The 16,041-nt window shown below is 36.5% G+C and carries 9 protein-coding genes; 1 reads left to right on the top strand and 8 read right to left on the bottom strand.

Annotated features, from left to right (window positions below):
* Position 1: 1 nt before the first annotated feature.
* The 3 genes from VB264_RS10960 to VB264_RS10950 all read right to left on the bottom strand — a co-directional run bounded on the left by VB264_RS10960 (position 2) and on the right by VB264_RS10950 (position 5,798).
* Complete coding sequence (locus tag VB264_RS10960; protein WP_323249289.1) at positions 2-1,324, bottom strand: alpha-L-fucosidase; 1,323 nt, start codon at positions 1,322-1,324, stop codon at positions 2-4.
* 76 nt (positions 1,325-1,400) lie between these two features.
* Positions 1,401-2,882 (bottom strand): DUF1501 domain-containing protein, encoded by a 1,482-nt coding sequence (locus VB264_RS10955; RefSeq protein WP_323249287.1) that lies wholly within the window; start codon positions 2,880-2,882, stop codon positions 1,401-1,403.
* Between the two features lie 129 nt (positions 2,883-3,011).
* The gene (locus VB264_RS10950; RefSeq protein ID WP_323249285.1) at positions 3,012-5,798 is read right to left on the bottom strand and encodes a DUF1553 domain-containing protein; all 2,787 of its coding nucleotides are present in this window, start codon (positions 5,796-5,798) and stop codon (positions 3,012-3,014) included.
* 362 nt (positions 5,799-6,160) lie between these two features.
* Between VB264_RS10950 and VB264_RS10945 the strand changes: the two genes are divergently transcribed.
* Positions 6,161-7,045, top strand: a complete 885-nt coding sequence (locus VB264_RS10945) for an AraC family transcriptional regulator (RefSeq protein WP_323249283.1) — start codon at positions 6,161-6,163, stop codon at positions 7,043-7,045.
* 79 nt (positions 7,046-7,124) lie between these two features.
* Here the strand turns inward: VB264_RS10945 and VB264_RS10940 are convergent, their stop codons facing one another.
* The 5 genes from VB264_RS10940 to VB264_RS10920 form a co-directional block, all read right to left on the bottom strand.
* Positions 7,125-9,716, bottom strand: a complete 2,592-nt coding sequence (locus VB264_RS10940) for a TonB-dependent receptor domain-containing protein (RefSeq protein ID WP_323249282.1) — start codon at positions 9,714-9,716, stop codon at positions 7,125-7,127.
* 369 nt (positions 9,717-10,085) lie between these two features.
* Positions 10,086-11,081: a YpdA family putative bacillithiol disulfide reductase gene (locus VB264_RS10935; RefSeq protein ID WP_323249280.1), complete on the bottom strand. Its 996-nt coding sequence runs from the start codon at positions 11,079-11,081 to the stop codon at positions 10,086-10,088.
* 213 nt (positions 11,082-11,294) lie between these two features.
* Complete coding sequence (locus VB264_RS10930; protein WP_323249278.1) at positions 11,295-12,011, bottom strand: head GIN domain-containing protein; 717 nt, start codon at positions 12,009-12,011, stop codon at positions 11,295-11,297.
* A 269-nt stretch (positions 12,012-12,280) separates the two neighbouring features.
* The gene (locus VB264_RS10925; protein WP_323249276.1) at positions 12,281-14,716 is read right to left on the bottom strand and encodes a PspC domain-containing protein; all 2,436 of its coding nucleotides are present in this window, start codon (positions 14,714-14,716) and stop codon (positions 12,281-12,283) included.
* 73 nt (positions 14,717-14,789) lie between these two features.
* Positions 14,790-15,158, bottom strand: a complete 369-nt coding sequence (locus tag VB264_RS10920) for a PadR family transcriptional regulator (RefSeq protein WP_323249275.1) — start codon at positions 15,156-15,158, stop codon at positions 14,790-14,792.
* Between the last annotated feature and the right edge of the window lie 883 nt (positions 15,159-16,041).

The raw sequence follows: 16,041 nt of genomic DNA, 5'->3' as shown, positions 1-16,041 counted from the left end.
GTTATTTTTCTAATTCAATGACGTTATCTAACTCGCTTTTATCTAAAGATGCAATATCAAATACAAAATAGTTATTATCTAATTTCTGATACTTTATAGGAGTTCCATTTTTAAACAACTTAGCACTTTTGAAAGCCTGCGGAACTTTCAACATAAATTTATCGTCTTTGTATTTCAATAAATGAAGATAGATTTTGTTCCCTTTTTCGGTAACAGCGCCCCATTCCTGCGGACGAATAAATCCTCCTTTAGAACCATAAATGGTTTCTCCATACACTTTAGTCCACTCTCCTACTTTTGCCAAACGTTCTACAAATTCAGGTTGGATTTCCCCATTCGGCATTGGCCCAACATTTAATAAAAAGTTAGCTCCATAACCAGCAGCACGCACCAAGTAATCTACCAATTGCTTAGGCGTTTTATAATTGTCATCTTTGATATTATATCCCCACGCGCCATTCAAGGTTTCGCATGTTTCAAGTGGCAATGCTGAAATATCTTGTCCGCTCAATCCTCCTTTGTTTTCTCCTGGTAAGTCACGTTCAAACATTTGGAAGTCTTCTCCTGGTAATGGGCTCAAATGGTGATTATTCCCAATCAAACATTGTGGTTGAAGTTTATGAATCAAGCCATAAATCTCATCGTATTTCCAGTCAATTTTTGATTGCAAGGTTTTGTCGTGGTCGTTATCTAGCTGGTCCCAGTGTCCATCAAACCAGATGGCCGATACTTCACCATACTTTGTTAATAACTCTGTCAATTGACTTTTCATAAAAGCCAAATAACTGGCATAATTACTCTTTTTAGTACGACCTGTTCCTTTTCCAGTTTTTCCTGTTTCATAAGGATAATCATCACGATACCAGTCTAACAAAGAATAATAAAAACATATTTTAATACCTTGCTTATGGCATTCGTCTGCTAATTCCTTGACAATATCACGCTTATAAGGCGTATTCATAATATTCCAGCTCGACTGCTTTGTATCGAAATTACTAAAGCCATCATGGTGGCGAGTAATCAAGGTAATATATTTCATCCCTGCACCTTTGGCAATATCTACCCATGTTTTGGCATTAAAATCAACAGGATTGAATGTTTTTTGGAGTCTAGAATAATCTTTTACAGGAATGTTTTTGATTTGCATTACCCACTCTCCATCACCCAAAACACTAGATAAACCCCAGTGAATAAACATCCCAAAGCGTGCTTTTTCAAATTCTTCACGTGCTTTAATATTTTCGGGACTTGGCGTATAACCCGTTTGGGCAAATGTTGACAAGCTTGTTAATAAAGCCAATAAGGCTATTTGTATCTTTTTCATAATAGTTTAAAATATTTGATTTAAAGGAGTAAGATACAACTGCACAATTATACTCTATTCATGCTATCCTGTTTAATCAGGACAGCACAGGCTTAATCACTTTTCCTGCCGTATCGGTCAATCTAAAGTTTCTTCCTTGAAAAGGATAAGTGAATTCTTCATGATTGAAACCTAAGCAATGCATAATGGTCGCTTGCAAGTCAAAAACGGAAGTTCTATCCTTCGTGCCTACATATCCAAGCGGGTCGGTTTCGCCATGAGAATATCCTCCTTTGATACCTCCGCCTGCCATCCAAACCGTAAAGGCTTCAGTATGGTGGTCTCTGCCTTTAAAAGCAGCGGCTTTGCCCTCGCGGTTCTCTTGCATGGGTGTTCTACCAAATTCGGCACCCCACACAATCAAGGTTTCATCTAATAATCCCCGTTGCTTTAAATCTTGCATCAGTGCCGTAATGGCTTTATCGACGGTAGCACATTTATTGGTTAAGCCATTCACGACATCACTGCTTTCAGAAGCTCCCCCGTGCGAATCCCATCCCCAATCAAATAATTGTACAAACCTTACTCCTTGTTCTACTAATTTTCTGGCTAATAAACAGTTGTTAGCAAAGGATTCTTTTCCCATTTCAGTACCATACATTTCATGAATATAGGCAGGTTCTTTGGAAATATCCATTACCTCAGGTACTGTTGTTTGCATCTTAAAAGCCATTTCATATTGCGAAATTCTAGCTAAGGTCTCAGGGTCATTAAATTCTTGATATGACTCCTTATTGATTTCAGTGATAGCATCAATCGTATTTTTTCGGATGTCTCTATTTATGCCTGATGGGTCAGAAATATACAAAACTGGTTCCCCTTGATTTCTACATTGTACCCCCTGATAAACAGAAGGCAAAAAGCCACTCCCCCATAAGGCTTTTCCACCATCAGGATTTTTCCCTCCTGATGTTAACACCATATAGCCCGGCAAATTCTGGTTTTCAGAACCTAATCCATACGTTGCCCATGTACCAGTACTTGGTCGCCCTAAACGTGCCGAGCCTGTATGTAAAAGCAACTGTGCAGGTGCATGATTAAACTGGTCGGTGTACATGGCTTTCAAGAAAGAAATATCATCTGCCACGGTTTGCAAATGTGGCATTTTATCCGACATCCATGCTCCACTTTGTCCCACTTGTTGGAAATTCGCCTGTGGCCCCATCATCTGAGGTACACCACGAATAAAAGCAAATTTTTTACCTTCTAAAAATGATTGAGGACAAAGCTGTCCATCTAATTTCATTAGTTCGGGCTTATAGTCGAATAACTCTAATTGCGAAGGAGCACCCGCCATGTGTAAGTAAATAACAGACTTAGCTTTCCCTGCAAAATGAGGCATTTTAGGCGATAGAGGATTAGCAACATTCGTCATAGCCGAAGGCTGATTGCCTCCACAACTCTGTAGCAAAGAACCCATCGCCATCATTCCTAAACCTGTAGTGCATTGTTTTAGGAAATGCCTACGTGTTTCGTGACGAAGCGTTTCAAAAAGAAGTTCTTCTTGTAAGTTTTTCATAATTGCTATAAGCTTTATATTAATTGGCCAAAGGAGTCTTTTTTACCCGCAGATTTCAGAGATTTTTTCCGCTGATTTTCAGTGATAAATAAACTCCTCACTCGAAATTCCAAACTCCTCACTCATCAATCATTCTTTCATAATAAACTCATCCAAATTCAGCAAGGTGCTTGCTACTAAAGTCTTGGCGGCTAAGTCAGGAATATTTTTGGGTTTGATATTATCATCTGGACAAATATTCAATAACAACGCTGCCTCATTTTTACTTTTCTGATACGTTATTAGTGTGTTAGTATAAAGCTTTTTCAAGATGGCTAATTTCTTATCTGTAATGTTTTTACACATCGTTAATCGATAAGTTTTCGTGATTTGCTCATCAATTGTTCCCCCGCTTGCTTCCATCTTCTTGGCTAAGCTTTTAGCACATTCTAAATAAACAGGGTCATTTAAGGTAACGAGTGCCTGCAAAGGTGTATTGGTTCGGATTCTCCTAGCCAAACAAATATCACGGTTTGCTCCATCAAAAGTTATCATGGATGGATAAGGCGTTGAACGACGCCAATAAGTGTATAAAGCCCGTCGATATTTATCTTCCTTATCACTTAGTTTCCAAGCCATACTACTATAGGGCGTATTCCAAATGCCATCTGGCTGATAGGGCATTACGCTTTTACCATACATTTTGTAGCTCAATAAACCACTTACCAACAATGCTTGGTCTCTGATTTGTTCGGCCGACAAACGTACTCTTGGCCCACGAGCCAACAAACGATTCATCGGGTCTTTTTCTAATAAATCATCATTAGCTTTTGAATCTTGCTGATATGTTGCCGACATGACGATTTCCTTCAACAGCTTTTTAGGTTTCCATTGATATTCATCCATAAATTTTATCGCTAGAAAATCTAATAATCCTGCATTGGTAGGCGTAAATCCTTGTGTACCAAAATCCTCTAGGGTTTCTACCAAGCCCGTTCCAAAAAGTTGCTCCCAAAAACGATTCACCGCCACTCTGGCAGTCAATGGATTTTCATTACTCCCTAGCCACATGGCTAAACCTAAACGATTTTTAGGTGCTCCTTTCGGTAATCTTCCCAAGGCTTCAGGAATATCTGGTTGTACTACTTTCGTTTTTGCTAACCAGTTTCCTCGCTCCCAAACATTCGTTTGTCGGGCATATTCAAGAGGATTATCAAGCATAACGGGCGTATTTTCAGTATTTGCCCTTACTAATTCCAAAAAGGATTGTTTTTTTTCATTGTACTCTGGTTTTCCTTTACCCGGAAATTCAGGCAATAAGGTAAAACTTCCAATCACACAAGTACTTTGGTCTGGTTTGACTTTTGCATTCTTGAAAGTCAAGTACCAATCCTGTCGCCCGCTCATTTTGGGTAAATCGTATAATTGATAGTCCCATGAGTTAGTCCACCCTCCTTTTTGCGTAGTGTCTAATTTTATCGTCGTGAGTACTTTCCCTGTCAGTGAGCCTAAGCGAATTTCCATCAAAGTTGGGCTTCCTGTTTTGTTTCCATACGCTACCAAAAGCTGTCTTTTACCCTCCACAGGCAAAGACTTAAACCTTACCGAACCGCCATTTCTTATGCCTAAATATTTATTATCAGCCAATGCTCCATTAATAAATTGGTCGCCCGCATGCGGATGAATTTTAGGTTCTAGAAAAGTCAAATATTGCGTGATTTCTTTTTCTTGCTGACTACTGAAATTAGTTTTCAACCACGTTTGTAATTGAGTTAATCGCTGTTGGTCTTCTGGTTTATTAAATTGTCTGAGATAAGGAGAATCGTCTGGTACATCTTCATCACGAGTATTGTAGAAAAACGCCATTGATTTATAATAGTCTTCATGACGAATAGGGTCATACGGATGCGAGTGGCATTGTACACAAGCAAAGGTCGTAGACTGAAATACCTCCCAAGTAGTGTTTACTCTATCCACCATCGTAGCATTTCTAAACTCTTCGTCGTCCGTACCGCCCTCATCGTTATTAACCGTATTACGATGAAAGGCCGTAGCGATATATTGCTGTTCGCTTGGGTTTTTCAATAAATCACCCGCCAATTGTTCTTTAATAAACTGAGTATAAGGCATATCTTGGTTAAATGCCTTGATGACGTAATCTCTGTATTGCCAGATATTCCTACCTTCATCTTTTTCATAGCCTTTTGTATCTGAATACCTAGCCATATCCAGCCACATTCCTGCCCATCGTTCACCAAATTGTGAGGATGCCAGCAAACTATCTACCATTTTCTCATAGGCATTATCGCTATCATCCTTCATAAATGCCCCTATTTGTTTTTCGGTAGGTGGTAAGCCTGTTAAATCCAGACAAAGTCTTCTTAACAATATCGATTTTTCCGCTTTAGTTGAAGGCTTTAAACCTTCTTGCTCCAATTTATCTTTTACAAAATAGTCAATATCATTCTTCTCCCATTTATCTCCAAACAAACTAAAGAATCCAGCAAAAAAGCCTTTGTTCGGCACAGCAGGCATTGTTGGTTTTACAAAAGCCCAATGTTCGCCCCAATTTGCTCCTTGATTCACCCACTTTGTTAATATCTCTATCTCTTCTTTCTTCAAAGGCTCTTTTTTCAAAGGCATCCTTTCTTCGGGGTCTTTATGGGTAAGTCTGATAATAAACTCTGAATGCTCGGCATCGCCCGGAATAATAGCAGGTTTGCCTGATTCGGTTTTGCCCAAAGCCTCTTCTCTAAATAGCAAACTGAATCCTCCTTGCTTTTTTACACCTCCGTGGCAAGCAATACAATGCTTGTTCAAAATGGGTTTTACTTGTGTGCTATAATCTACCTCATTGCCTTTCTTATTCAGTGAATACAGCGAATATCCCCCAATAATGACAATAGAACCAATAAAGATTAATTTACTAATATTCATATTTTTACGAATCTTACAATGAAGTGACCCTTACTTATCAAAACAGTTCACAGTCAAAAACCCTATGTATGTGCTAAATACTTTTGAATGAGTTTTTTCCCGTTTAATTGTAAACTATTATTTTAAATCAATGGTAGATTATAGGCTTGCCCTATAAAGATGGATAATGTACTGGAAAATATCCTTTATGTTGACGAAAAAAAAGAAAAACAAAAACAGTATGTACAGCGTATCCTTTCCTTAATTACGATTGATATTTTGAAATAATCTACTATTGAATTGCAAACTTACCTGTTTAAAGGCTACATTTACATGACTCTTTTTATGAAAAACATAGATAATATTATTATATATATACTTCAATGGCTACAAGAGAAGAAGGCTTTTTAGGACAACGTACATACATTATGCCCCATGAATTATTGTCAAGAGTCATTAAGCACCCATTAGTCGAAACATTATATATTACTGACATTGGGTATTATCTCAAAGCTAATAACCATGCTTGCGAACGTAAGAATGGTTGTGGACAGCATATTCTAATATATTGTTTAGAGGGCGAAGGCTGGTATATGATAGATAACCAAAAGTATCTTGTCAATCAAGACCACTTTTTTATTATTCCTGCAAATCTTCCGCATAGTTATGGTGCCAATATTAATAATCCATGGACAATCTACTGGGTACATTTCGTTGGTACGCTATCCGCACATTACATAAACTTCTTATTTGAAAACACTAAAAATTATTCGCCTGTAGCATTGCTTCCCAACAATCAGCGTTTAGTGATATTTGATGACATTATTTCGCACATCGAAATGTCATTCAATGATGATAACATCGTTTATGCAAACGCTCAATTCTCCCATTTCCTAACTACTTTCAAAGCTTCTGTTTTTAACCCCAACCCTCAGCATACTACAGAAACTGACCCTATCAGTAAGGTAATTGCTTATATGAAAAAACACCTGACTGAAACACTCACGTTGGAACAACTGGCAGATGTAGCGGGGATGTCTGCTTCGCATTTCTCAGCAGTTTTTCGACAGAAAGTACAGAGTTCTCCAATCAACTTTTTCACTTTTCTCAAAGTACAGCAAGCGTGTAGCTTATTAGAACACAGCAAGTTAAGAGTAAAGGAAATTGCTTACACAATTGGCTATAATGACCCTTACCATTTTAGTAGAATATTTACGACAGTAATGGGTATTTCACCTCGTGAATTCCGTAAAAAAATCAAAGAATAGGTTGACTTATAAAGTAATCAGCATAAAAAAAGCGACTCTGATTGCTCAAAGTCGCTTTTTTTCGTAGGAAATGTTATGATTATCTTGGACGACCACCACCGCCACCAGTAGTTGCTGGAGCTGCTTGTTGTTGCTGACCACCGCCGTTTCCGCCACCGTCGCCACCATCTTTCAAGTCATCGTTATTAACAGATTTCTTTCTCTTTTTAGGTGCATCAAAAGACATCTTACCAATACGGTAACTGAAGTTAATTTTAAAGTTCATGTTACGTAAAGTAGTAGTACTTTGCTGAGAAATCGTCGAAGATTCTATGTTATTATTAATCTTGAAACCATTAGGTGTAAAGAAGTTTTCAGCTCCAAAACCGATACTTCCTTTTTTGTTTGCCAAGTCTTTCTTAATACTTAAACTGTAAATTCCGAAACCTCCTTGGCTACCTTGTAATTGTACTTGATTACCACGATAGAATGAGAACGCCTGAAAGCCCCAGCCTTTAGAAAGGTTATAACTACCAAACATTCTAAAGCTTGCTACCCATCCTTGGTTTTTAGCATTCAAAAGTGGGTCAGGGTTGTTGTTATTCAAAACAGCATAATAAATATCTGTTCCTCCGCCTAATTGGAATTTGTTAGAGATATTCACACTTCCAAACAAGTTCATTCCATAAGCATCTTCATTACCAATGTTACGGTAAGAAGTTAAAAGGAATGGTCTGCCTTGGGCATCTACTTCATTTGTACGAATACTTTGGATAGAACCTGTAGTATTACGCATAAACAATGCTGTTGTCAAGAACGTATTTTTAAAGAATGTATTTATCGTAAATTCATAGTTGTTGGTGAATTCAGGCGATAAGTTTGGATTACCTTCTGTAACGTTTGAAGGGTTTGAAGCATTACGATTCGGGTTTAAGAACTGTAATGATGGTCTTTGAATACGACGGTTATAAGCCAATTTCAAAGTAGTTCCCCCTTTCAAGCTTTTTGATACGTTGAAACTTGGTACCAATGTTCCGTAGCTTGGAATATCAATATTATTCTTTGCTCCACCTTCCGTTGTTTGAATCGCATTGATGTCAGTATGTTCATAACGTACACCACCTTTGAAGCTATATTTTTGCTTAGTTGTTAAGGTATAAGAAAAATAAGATGCTGCAATGTTTTGGTCGTAATCTAATGCTCCATTATTTCCAACTTGAGTAAACGTACTATTTACTTTTCTGAAAATTCCTTTTCCACCAAATTCAATCATTTGTGTTTTACCAATTGGTGATTGATAATCTGCTTGAAGTGTAGTTTCTTGGTTATAACTTGGGTTGATATTCGAAATACGGTTTCTACCTAATTGCACTAAAGAGTCAGATAAACCATAAATAATGTTCGTGAAATTATTTTTACGATCATTACGACTATACTGTGCTGACAAACTTAACTCTTGCTGAGGCTTTTTGAACGTATGCGTATAGTCAACGTTTAAATCTATCGTTCCAGAATTATCTTTCGTTTCTACATCACGTACTGTTGTTGTATTACTTCCGTTTGTTCTGATAATGTTTGTAGATAATGCATCTTGAAAAGTATTCTGATTTCTTGCACCATAACGAGCAGAAGCAGTGATTGAGTTAGACTTATTAATATCCCAGTCCCATCCAAATTGATAAGAACCAAACAAACCATCATTTCTAGTTGATGCACTTTGTTTCGTAATTGTTCCATCAGATTTAGCTAGCTGTGTATTAACAAACTCACCATTTACATTATAGTTAGAACGGCCAAAACCACCTAAAGAGAAACCCATGTTTCCTTTTCTATAGTTTCCGTTCAATGACATGTTAGCACCACGAATACCTACACTGCTATCCAAGTTTAGGGTTAAACCTTGTAGTGTATTCTTTTTTGTAATGATGTTGATAATCCCTGATGACCCTTCAGCATCGTACTTAGCAGAAGGCGAAGTAATTACTTCAACCGACTTAATCATGTCTGATGGAATCTGTTTCAAGGCATCTGCAATACTACTAGCTACAATCGTTGAAGGTTTATTATTAATCAACACTTTTACGTTTTGGCTACCACGAAGCGTAACGTTACCATCCAAATCTACTGATAACGAAGGTACTTTTCTTAATACATCTGTTGCATCACCACCTTTGTTGGTTGCATCTTTTTCAGCATTGTAAACCATTCTGTCAACTTTGTCTTCAATCAAAGAACGCTGACCTTCTACGGTTACTTCTTGTAAAACCTGACTTGTTTGGCTTAATTTAATCACACCTAAATCGATGTCATCGTTTTTGTTCACAATTTTCACATCAATTCTTTTTGAGTGATAACCCAAAAATGAAATAGCCAATACGTAATCGCCAGTAGCTACTTTTGCTAACGTAAATTTACCTTTTTCATCACAAACTGTCCCGTCAACAGGTTTATTAGTTGCTTTCGCTAATAATGCCACACTCGCAAATTCAACAGCTTTAGTAGCCGATGAGTCGATTATATAACCAGTAATTTTTGCTGACCCTTTTGGCGCAGCTTGAGCCGTTCCCGGAATAGCAGTAGCTTCTTTGGGACGTCCGCCACCCATTCCGCCCATTCCTCCTACTGGAAACTGAGCAAAAAGGTTGGTGCATATAAGGCTAAATAACGTTAAGGATAATAATATTTTTTTCATAAATATATTTTTAAAATGTTCGCTCTTTTCTTTAATCAGAAGCAAAGTTGGAGTAAATAATTTGTTGTAAGAATTAAAAAAGTACAAATGGATTGAATTTCAGATAAGTGGAAAACCCACAAAATTTATCGATTAGACACTCTTAGAACACAAAAATTGCATGGTCTTCTCTTAGATTTAGACAATTTTCGACCAAATACAGAAGTGTGTCGGTGAATGACAATTTTTTATGGACTCAATTTAAAGAAGCTAGAAAAGGCTGATAAATAATGCCTTTTCTAGGCAATGAGTATGAAATTTATTGCTGATTTAACCTATTTTCTCACCTTCTTTATAGGTGTATTCGAGAGAAAGCAATTAAAACAGTCATTAGTAGTTGGCATTATGAATAACCTTTCCTGTTATCTTCTGTAGAATTTTAGTCGCATGAATCCTTGAATTTTCAATAAATAAGGAATGCGTATTCATCCCTCCGCAAATTACCCCTGCTAGATATATATTAGGTAAATTTGTTTCCTGTGTGTCATCATTATACGTAGGTTTTAGGATTTCATCATTTGATAAAGTAATTCCTATTTTCCGTAAAAAATCTAAGTTAGGTTGATAACCCGTCATCGCAATGACATAATCGTTTTCTATCGTAACAATTCCTTCGGGTGTTTGGATATCTATTTCATGTGGACGAATACTGGCTACCTCTGAGTTGAAATAGGCTTTGATTGAACCTTCCTTGATTCTGTTTTCAATATCTGGTTTAGCCCAATATTTTACCCTGTTTCCTATTTCGTCCTGTCTGATAACCATTGTTACGCTTGCTCCTTTTCGCCAAGTTTCTAAGGCTGCATCAACCGCAGAATTATTGGCACCAACTACTACTACATTTTGTAAAGCATAAAAATGCGGTTCTTCATAATAGTGTGTTACTTTTGGTAAGTCTTCACCAGGAACATTCATCAAATATGGAATATCATAAAAACCCGTCGCAATAATAATATGCTGTGCTTGATATTCGCTTTTAGTAGTTTTAATGGTATAAATAATATCTTCTTTTTCGTCCGACTTGTCAATTTGCTCAACACCTTCGAAAAGCTTTATATGCAACTTTCGGTGAATAGCTACCCTGCGATAATATTCTAATGCTTCAGAACGAGTTGGTTTAGCATTATTTGAAACAAAAGGGACATCGCCAATTTCAAGTCTGTCCGAAGTACTAAAAAAGGTCATGTTTGCAGGGTAATTGTAAAGCGAATTTACCAGACATCCTTTTTCTAAAATCACATAGCTTAATCCAGCTATTTGGGCTTCTAATCCACAAGCCAAACCGATAGGTCCTCCACCAATAATAACCAAGTCGTAATGTTGCATATAAGTAATAATTGTGAAATGTGAGTGGTGAGTAGTCCGTAACTGCGATGCTGACAGCATTACCTTAATTCACACAACAACATCATTTATTTTACATAGATACTTATCATCTTTTAATAGAACAAGTTTCTCTGTCTTTCTAACACACAAAACCCCGCAAGAGTTCTGCAACACTTGCGGGGTTTATGCATTTAGCATTTATTCATGCTATCTTTACTCTCCACTCTTTACAGATGAAGCACCAGACACATCAGATCTTACTGATGGCTGTCCTTTGTATCTTACAGATGAAGCGCCACTTGCTTCTACATTCAATGTTTTACTAGCGTTTACTCTAGCAGAACTCGCACCAGAAACTTCAGCATCTACATCTCTTGCTACAAAGTTGTATGAATCTACATTACTTGCACCAGAAAGGTCAAAGTTAAGCTTAGAGGTTTTACCGTTTAATTTTACCCTAGATGCTCCAGAGCAATCTAAATTTACTTTGTCGGCATTGATATTAATTTCAGTAGTGGCGGCGCCTGAAAATTTCAATGTAATATCTTCTAAATCATCGAAACCAGAGATTTTAGATCTAGTAGCACCCGAGAAATCTACTTGTTTTAGGTTGGGCATCACAATCGTGAAGGATACTTTCTTACGGCTATTATTCCATTTCCAACCACCATTTGAATTACGGTATTTGGCTATAAGCGTTGTGCCACTTACCTTAACTTCCAAATCTTCAATGTCTTCAGTACGTTCAGCATCCACTAATACTTTGTAGGCATTGCCATACTTTACATCAATGATAAAAGCACTTGACATATCTAATTTATCAAAACCTTTCAAAGAAAACTCTTTGGTATTTTGAGCAAACATTACGTTAGCAATTCCTAATAAAAAACTCAATAATAAACTGTTACGAAAGTAGGTTTTAGTATTCATGTCTTTGTTGTTTTTATTTTTTATTAAGATGCAATGTATGCGACAAAGGTTGCACACTTGCTCTTTTTTTTATAAAAGGTTTAGTATTATGATAAAATTGTTATTGAAGCTGTTTAAACTTTCAGTTTCTGAGGTGAAAGTATTGTATTTTTGAATTGATTTTTTCAAAATTTGAGAAGCATAGCATCGCTACGTTGAGTAAATTTTGGAACAAGCTATGCTAAAAGACTTAGTTTAACCCGTAAGGGAAAGTTTAAACAGCTTCATTATTAGTCTTGTTCTTTTTCAATAGAACCGCCCTCTTGTACTGAACGATTCACTGAAGGTTCGCCACGATAACGAATAGAACCGAAGCCTACAGTTTTGGCATCTAGTTTTTCACGAACATTGATTTCTGCCGAAGCTGTTCCTTTTACTTCTAAAGTGGCACTGACAACATCCAAATCGAATGATTCTAATTTTGATTCATTGTCTAGTTTAGCTTTCAATTTGTTGTAATTCCCGCTAACCTTTAGTTTAACGCCATTGGCAAGGTCAACCAAAAGTTCTTCTCCGTCAAAATTCTTTATTTTACTAGTTCCCACACCACCTTTAATAGCAAAGCCTTTTAATCTTGGCATACTAATATGAATATCATAAATATCACTTGGCTTTTGTCCGTCTTTGGCTTCAATAATCAATGTACCGTCAGACACCGTATATTTCAATTTTTCAAGGGCATTTTCCCCAGCGCTACTTACTTCCACACTAAACTCGTCTGCTTGATTTACCAATACATTCGATATACCAGACAGGTTGACTCTTATGTTTTCAAAATCTTTTAGTGGCAAAGTCTGAATAGATACGCCATCAGGGAAACCATATTGCTCATCATCTGAATTATGGTCTGAATTTCTTTTTGGAAAACGGTTCTCGCAAGTAAGGTCTCCGTCTTTGGTAAACTTCCAGATTGAGCCTTTGAATAAATCTCCTGCACTTTCGTCAAAATATCCACCATCAAAATTGTTATCTACAAAACTTGCAAAGCCACGAGTCATCGAGAACGTTTTTCCATAAGGAATATATACTTTCATTCTGATTCTTTGGTCACGGAAATGAGCATCATCTTTGAATTCAAATCTGTCATCAAATTTCAAAACAGAGTCTTTCTGAACGATATTATACATAACAGACATTGCATTGATTTCTGCATCTTTTTTGTCAGCACCATCTGCTCTGAAAATTTTCTCAATTTTAATATCAGTACCATCATAGCCAATTAGCTCAACAGAAGGCTCCCAGTCTTGATCCAACCCTGTATAATTGATATCAAAAATAGGTGTTTTCTGATTGAAGTTAAACGTTACGTTTTCTTCAATAGAGGCTGTTTTTGCAAAGTTTTTAGCATATTTTACGCCCGTGTACATTGTACTAAGCAAACCAATCAAAAACACCCCTAATAAGCTTTGCCAAATGATTGCATTGAAAAGGTTTCGGCGAATGACCAATGAAATACCAGCACAAGCCACTACAAATGCAGGAACTGCCAATGTTAGGAAACCACCTAAAAATAATAATGGAGAAGCATCACGGGCAATCAAACCTACAGGCAAATGGTCACCAATATATACGTTAGCATTTTCCAACGCTGTTAAGCCTACAAAAAGCGAAAAGAAAAGTGCTATGATAAAGATTACTCCCGAGAAAGTCATCATCCCTCCCACAAAGATTCTAGCAATGGATGCTAAAAATACGGTGAATGGGCCCAATGCTTTGAATACTTGCGAAATAACACGGAAAGGTAATAACAAGATTCTAGTGAGTGTATCCTCAGGTTTACCTTCTGAATGCAACGTTCTTTTGATGTTTGATTCGATGTTTTCAAGCGTAATAGGTTCGCCCGACATTTGCATTTTATCTGTCAAAGACTTAGCTTCTGGTGCTATCGCCCACAGGATTAAATATAATACAACGCCCGAACCAAAAAGGAAAATACTAAGTACAAATACAAAACGAAGCATACCTAAATCCCAACCTGTATAAGAGGCTATACCGCTTACTACGCCCCCCATTACTTTGCCGTCTGGGTTAAGGTAAAACTTACGGATTCTATCGTCTTCTTCCAATGCTGCATTCGCAGGAAAAGCAATCCAACAAGCGATGTATAACACGAATGTTACGCCGCTTAATATTCCTGCTGTAATCGGGCCTATGCCTAGTAAGAAAAATAAAAAAGTTAGGCGAATCCAAAGTGGGTCAAAGCCTAAATTATGAGCAAGTCCTGCACAAACTCCACCTAATAGTTTTCTTTTGACATCTCTGTAGAGTTTTCTATCATGTGATGCAAACCTACTATTTTCATACGTATGTGCTTTACGCTCTTGATATTCCTCTTGTTTTTTCTCTTCTTTAGGCTCTTCTTTTTTCTGCCCACCTACAGCAAAGTCTTCATCTTCTTCGATGGCGGCGAAATCTGACACTGAACCCATTGAGGCTATTAAGCCATCTACGTCTTCAATGGTAATTACTTGTGAATCTTCACTTTTATGTTTAGTCCAAAATTTTTCAGCAATTCTGGCTTCAATGTCTGCAACAATTTCTTTTGAACCTTCATAAGAAGCAAAATATTTCTGAATAGATTTCAGATAGGCATTTAATCGCTCGAAGCCGTCTTCTTCGATATGAAAAACTATGCCTGCAATATTGATTGATATGGTCTTTTTCATGTTTGAATGAATATATGAGTTAATACCCAAATGCTATTATTAGTTTTGTCTGGTTGGTGTTTAGACTATCTTCTTAAACCCCTTCCTGCTCTGATTCTTTGTTATGGTGATGAAAAGAATCATGAATTATTTGGTTGACAGATGCTTGTAATTCGCTCCAAGTGTCACCGAACTGAACAAGAAATGTTTTTCCGGTTTCTGTCAGGATATAATACTTTCTTGGAGGCCCTGATACCGACTCTACCCATTTGTAATCCAACAATCCCGAGTTTTTTAACCGTGTAAGCAAAGGATAGAGCGTTCCTTCCACAACCATTATTTTGGCAGAAGTTAGCTCCTCAAGCATATCAGAGGCGTAAACTTCTCCTCTGGAAATGATGTGCAGGATACAAAATTCTAAAATTCCTTTCCGCATCTGCACTTTGGCATTTTCTAAATCCATATGTATATATTCTGTTTATATTGTTGGTCTCAAAGTGTTCAACCCTGAATGATAAGCTATTGGTTGTATACGCTGATGCTGGCTTTTTATGTTGAATAAATGGCTTACTATCTGTTGTTTCATTACTCAATGTATAAAGCTTATGAATCAAAGCTTAAACAAAGATATAAAAAGGTACTATGTCATGCAAGGTACTATAGTAAAATATTTTTTGATTTATACAAAAGGATTAAAATAATTACGAAAGGCAAAAGAAAGTCAGAAAAATATGAGGGAAAAAAGTAGCATTGGGCTAAAAAAATTTAGCGAACCTTAGTAAGGTTCGCTAAAATGTATCACTAACACACCAAAATATGGTTTCGAGTTTAAAGAGCATAACTCTTCTTGCTAAAAACCTATTTGAATTTATAGATATCACTATTTACTTCATAAGTAAATAGCTAAATTGATCTTCACTTGAAAGAATTAAATAAAACCTAAAGTAAATGATAATAACAAACTTATAACAATAACTTGTTAATTCAAATTTGAATTATATTTTTCTTATTTATTAGCAATAAACTTGCCATTTATTATCAATTGTTAATACATAACTCGAAAAATAGTCCATTATTTAAATAATTCTATCCATTAATGACAATAACACTACTTAAATATAGTATTGCACAATATTTAAACAAAACAAAGCACGAAAGTAACAAGCTTAAGATTTTTTTTATCCTGTTTTTTTAGCATTAGACATTTGTATGCTAAACAATATAATGATTACATGATTAATAACTTTGTTCAACAGATAAAATCACTTCATACCTCTTGTTTCATTACCACGAAATTTTATTTTTAATTAACTTTATAATAGAAGCTGTTTAAACTTTCCGTTTCC

The sequence above is a fragment of the Arcicella aquatica genome (assembly GCF_034928825.1).
Lineage (GTDB): Bacteria > Bacteroidota > Bacteroidia > Cytophagales > Spirosomataceae > Arcicella > Arcicella aquatica.
The sequence above is the reverse complement of the archived record's forward strand: the minus strand, read 5'-3'. Positions and strand labels throughout refer to the sequence as shown.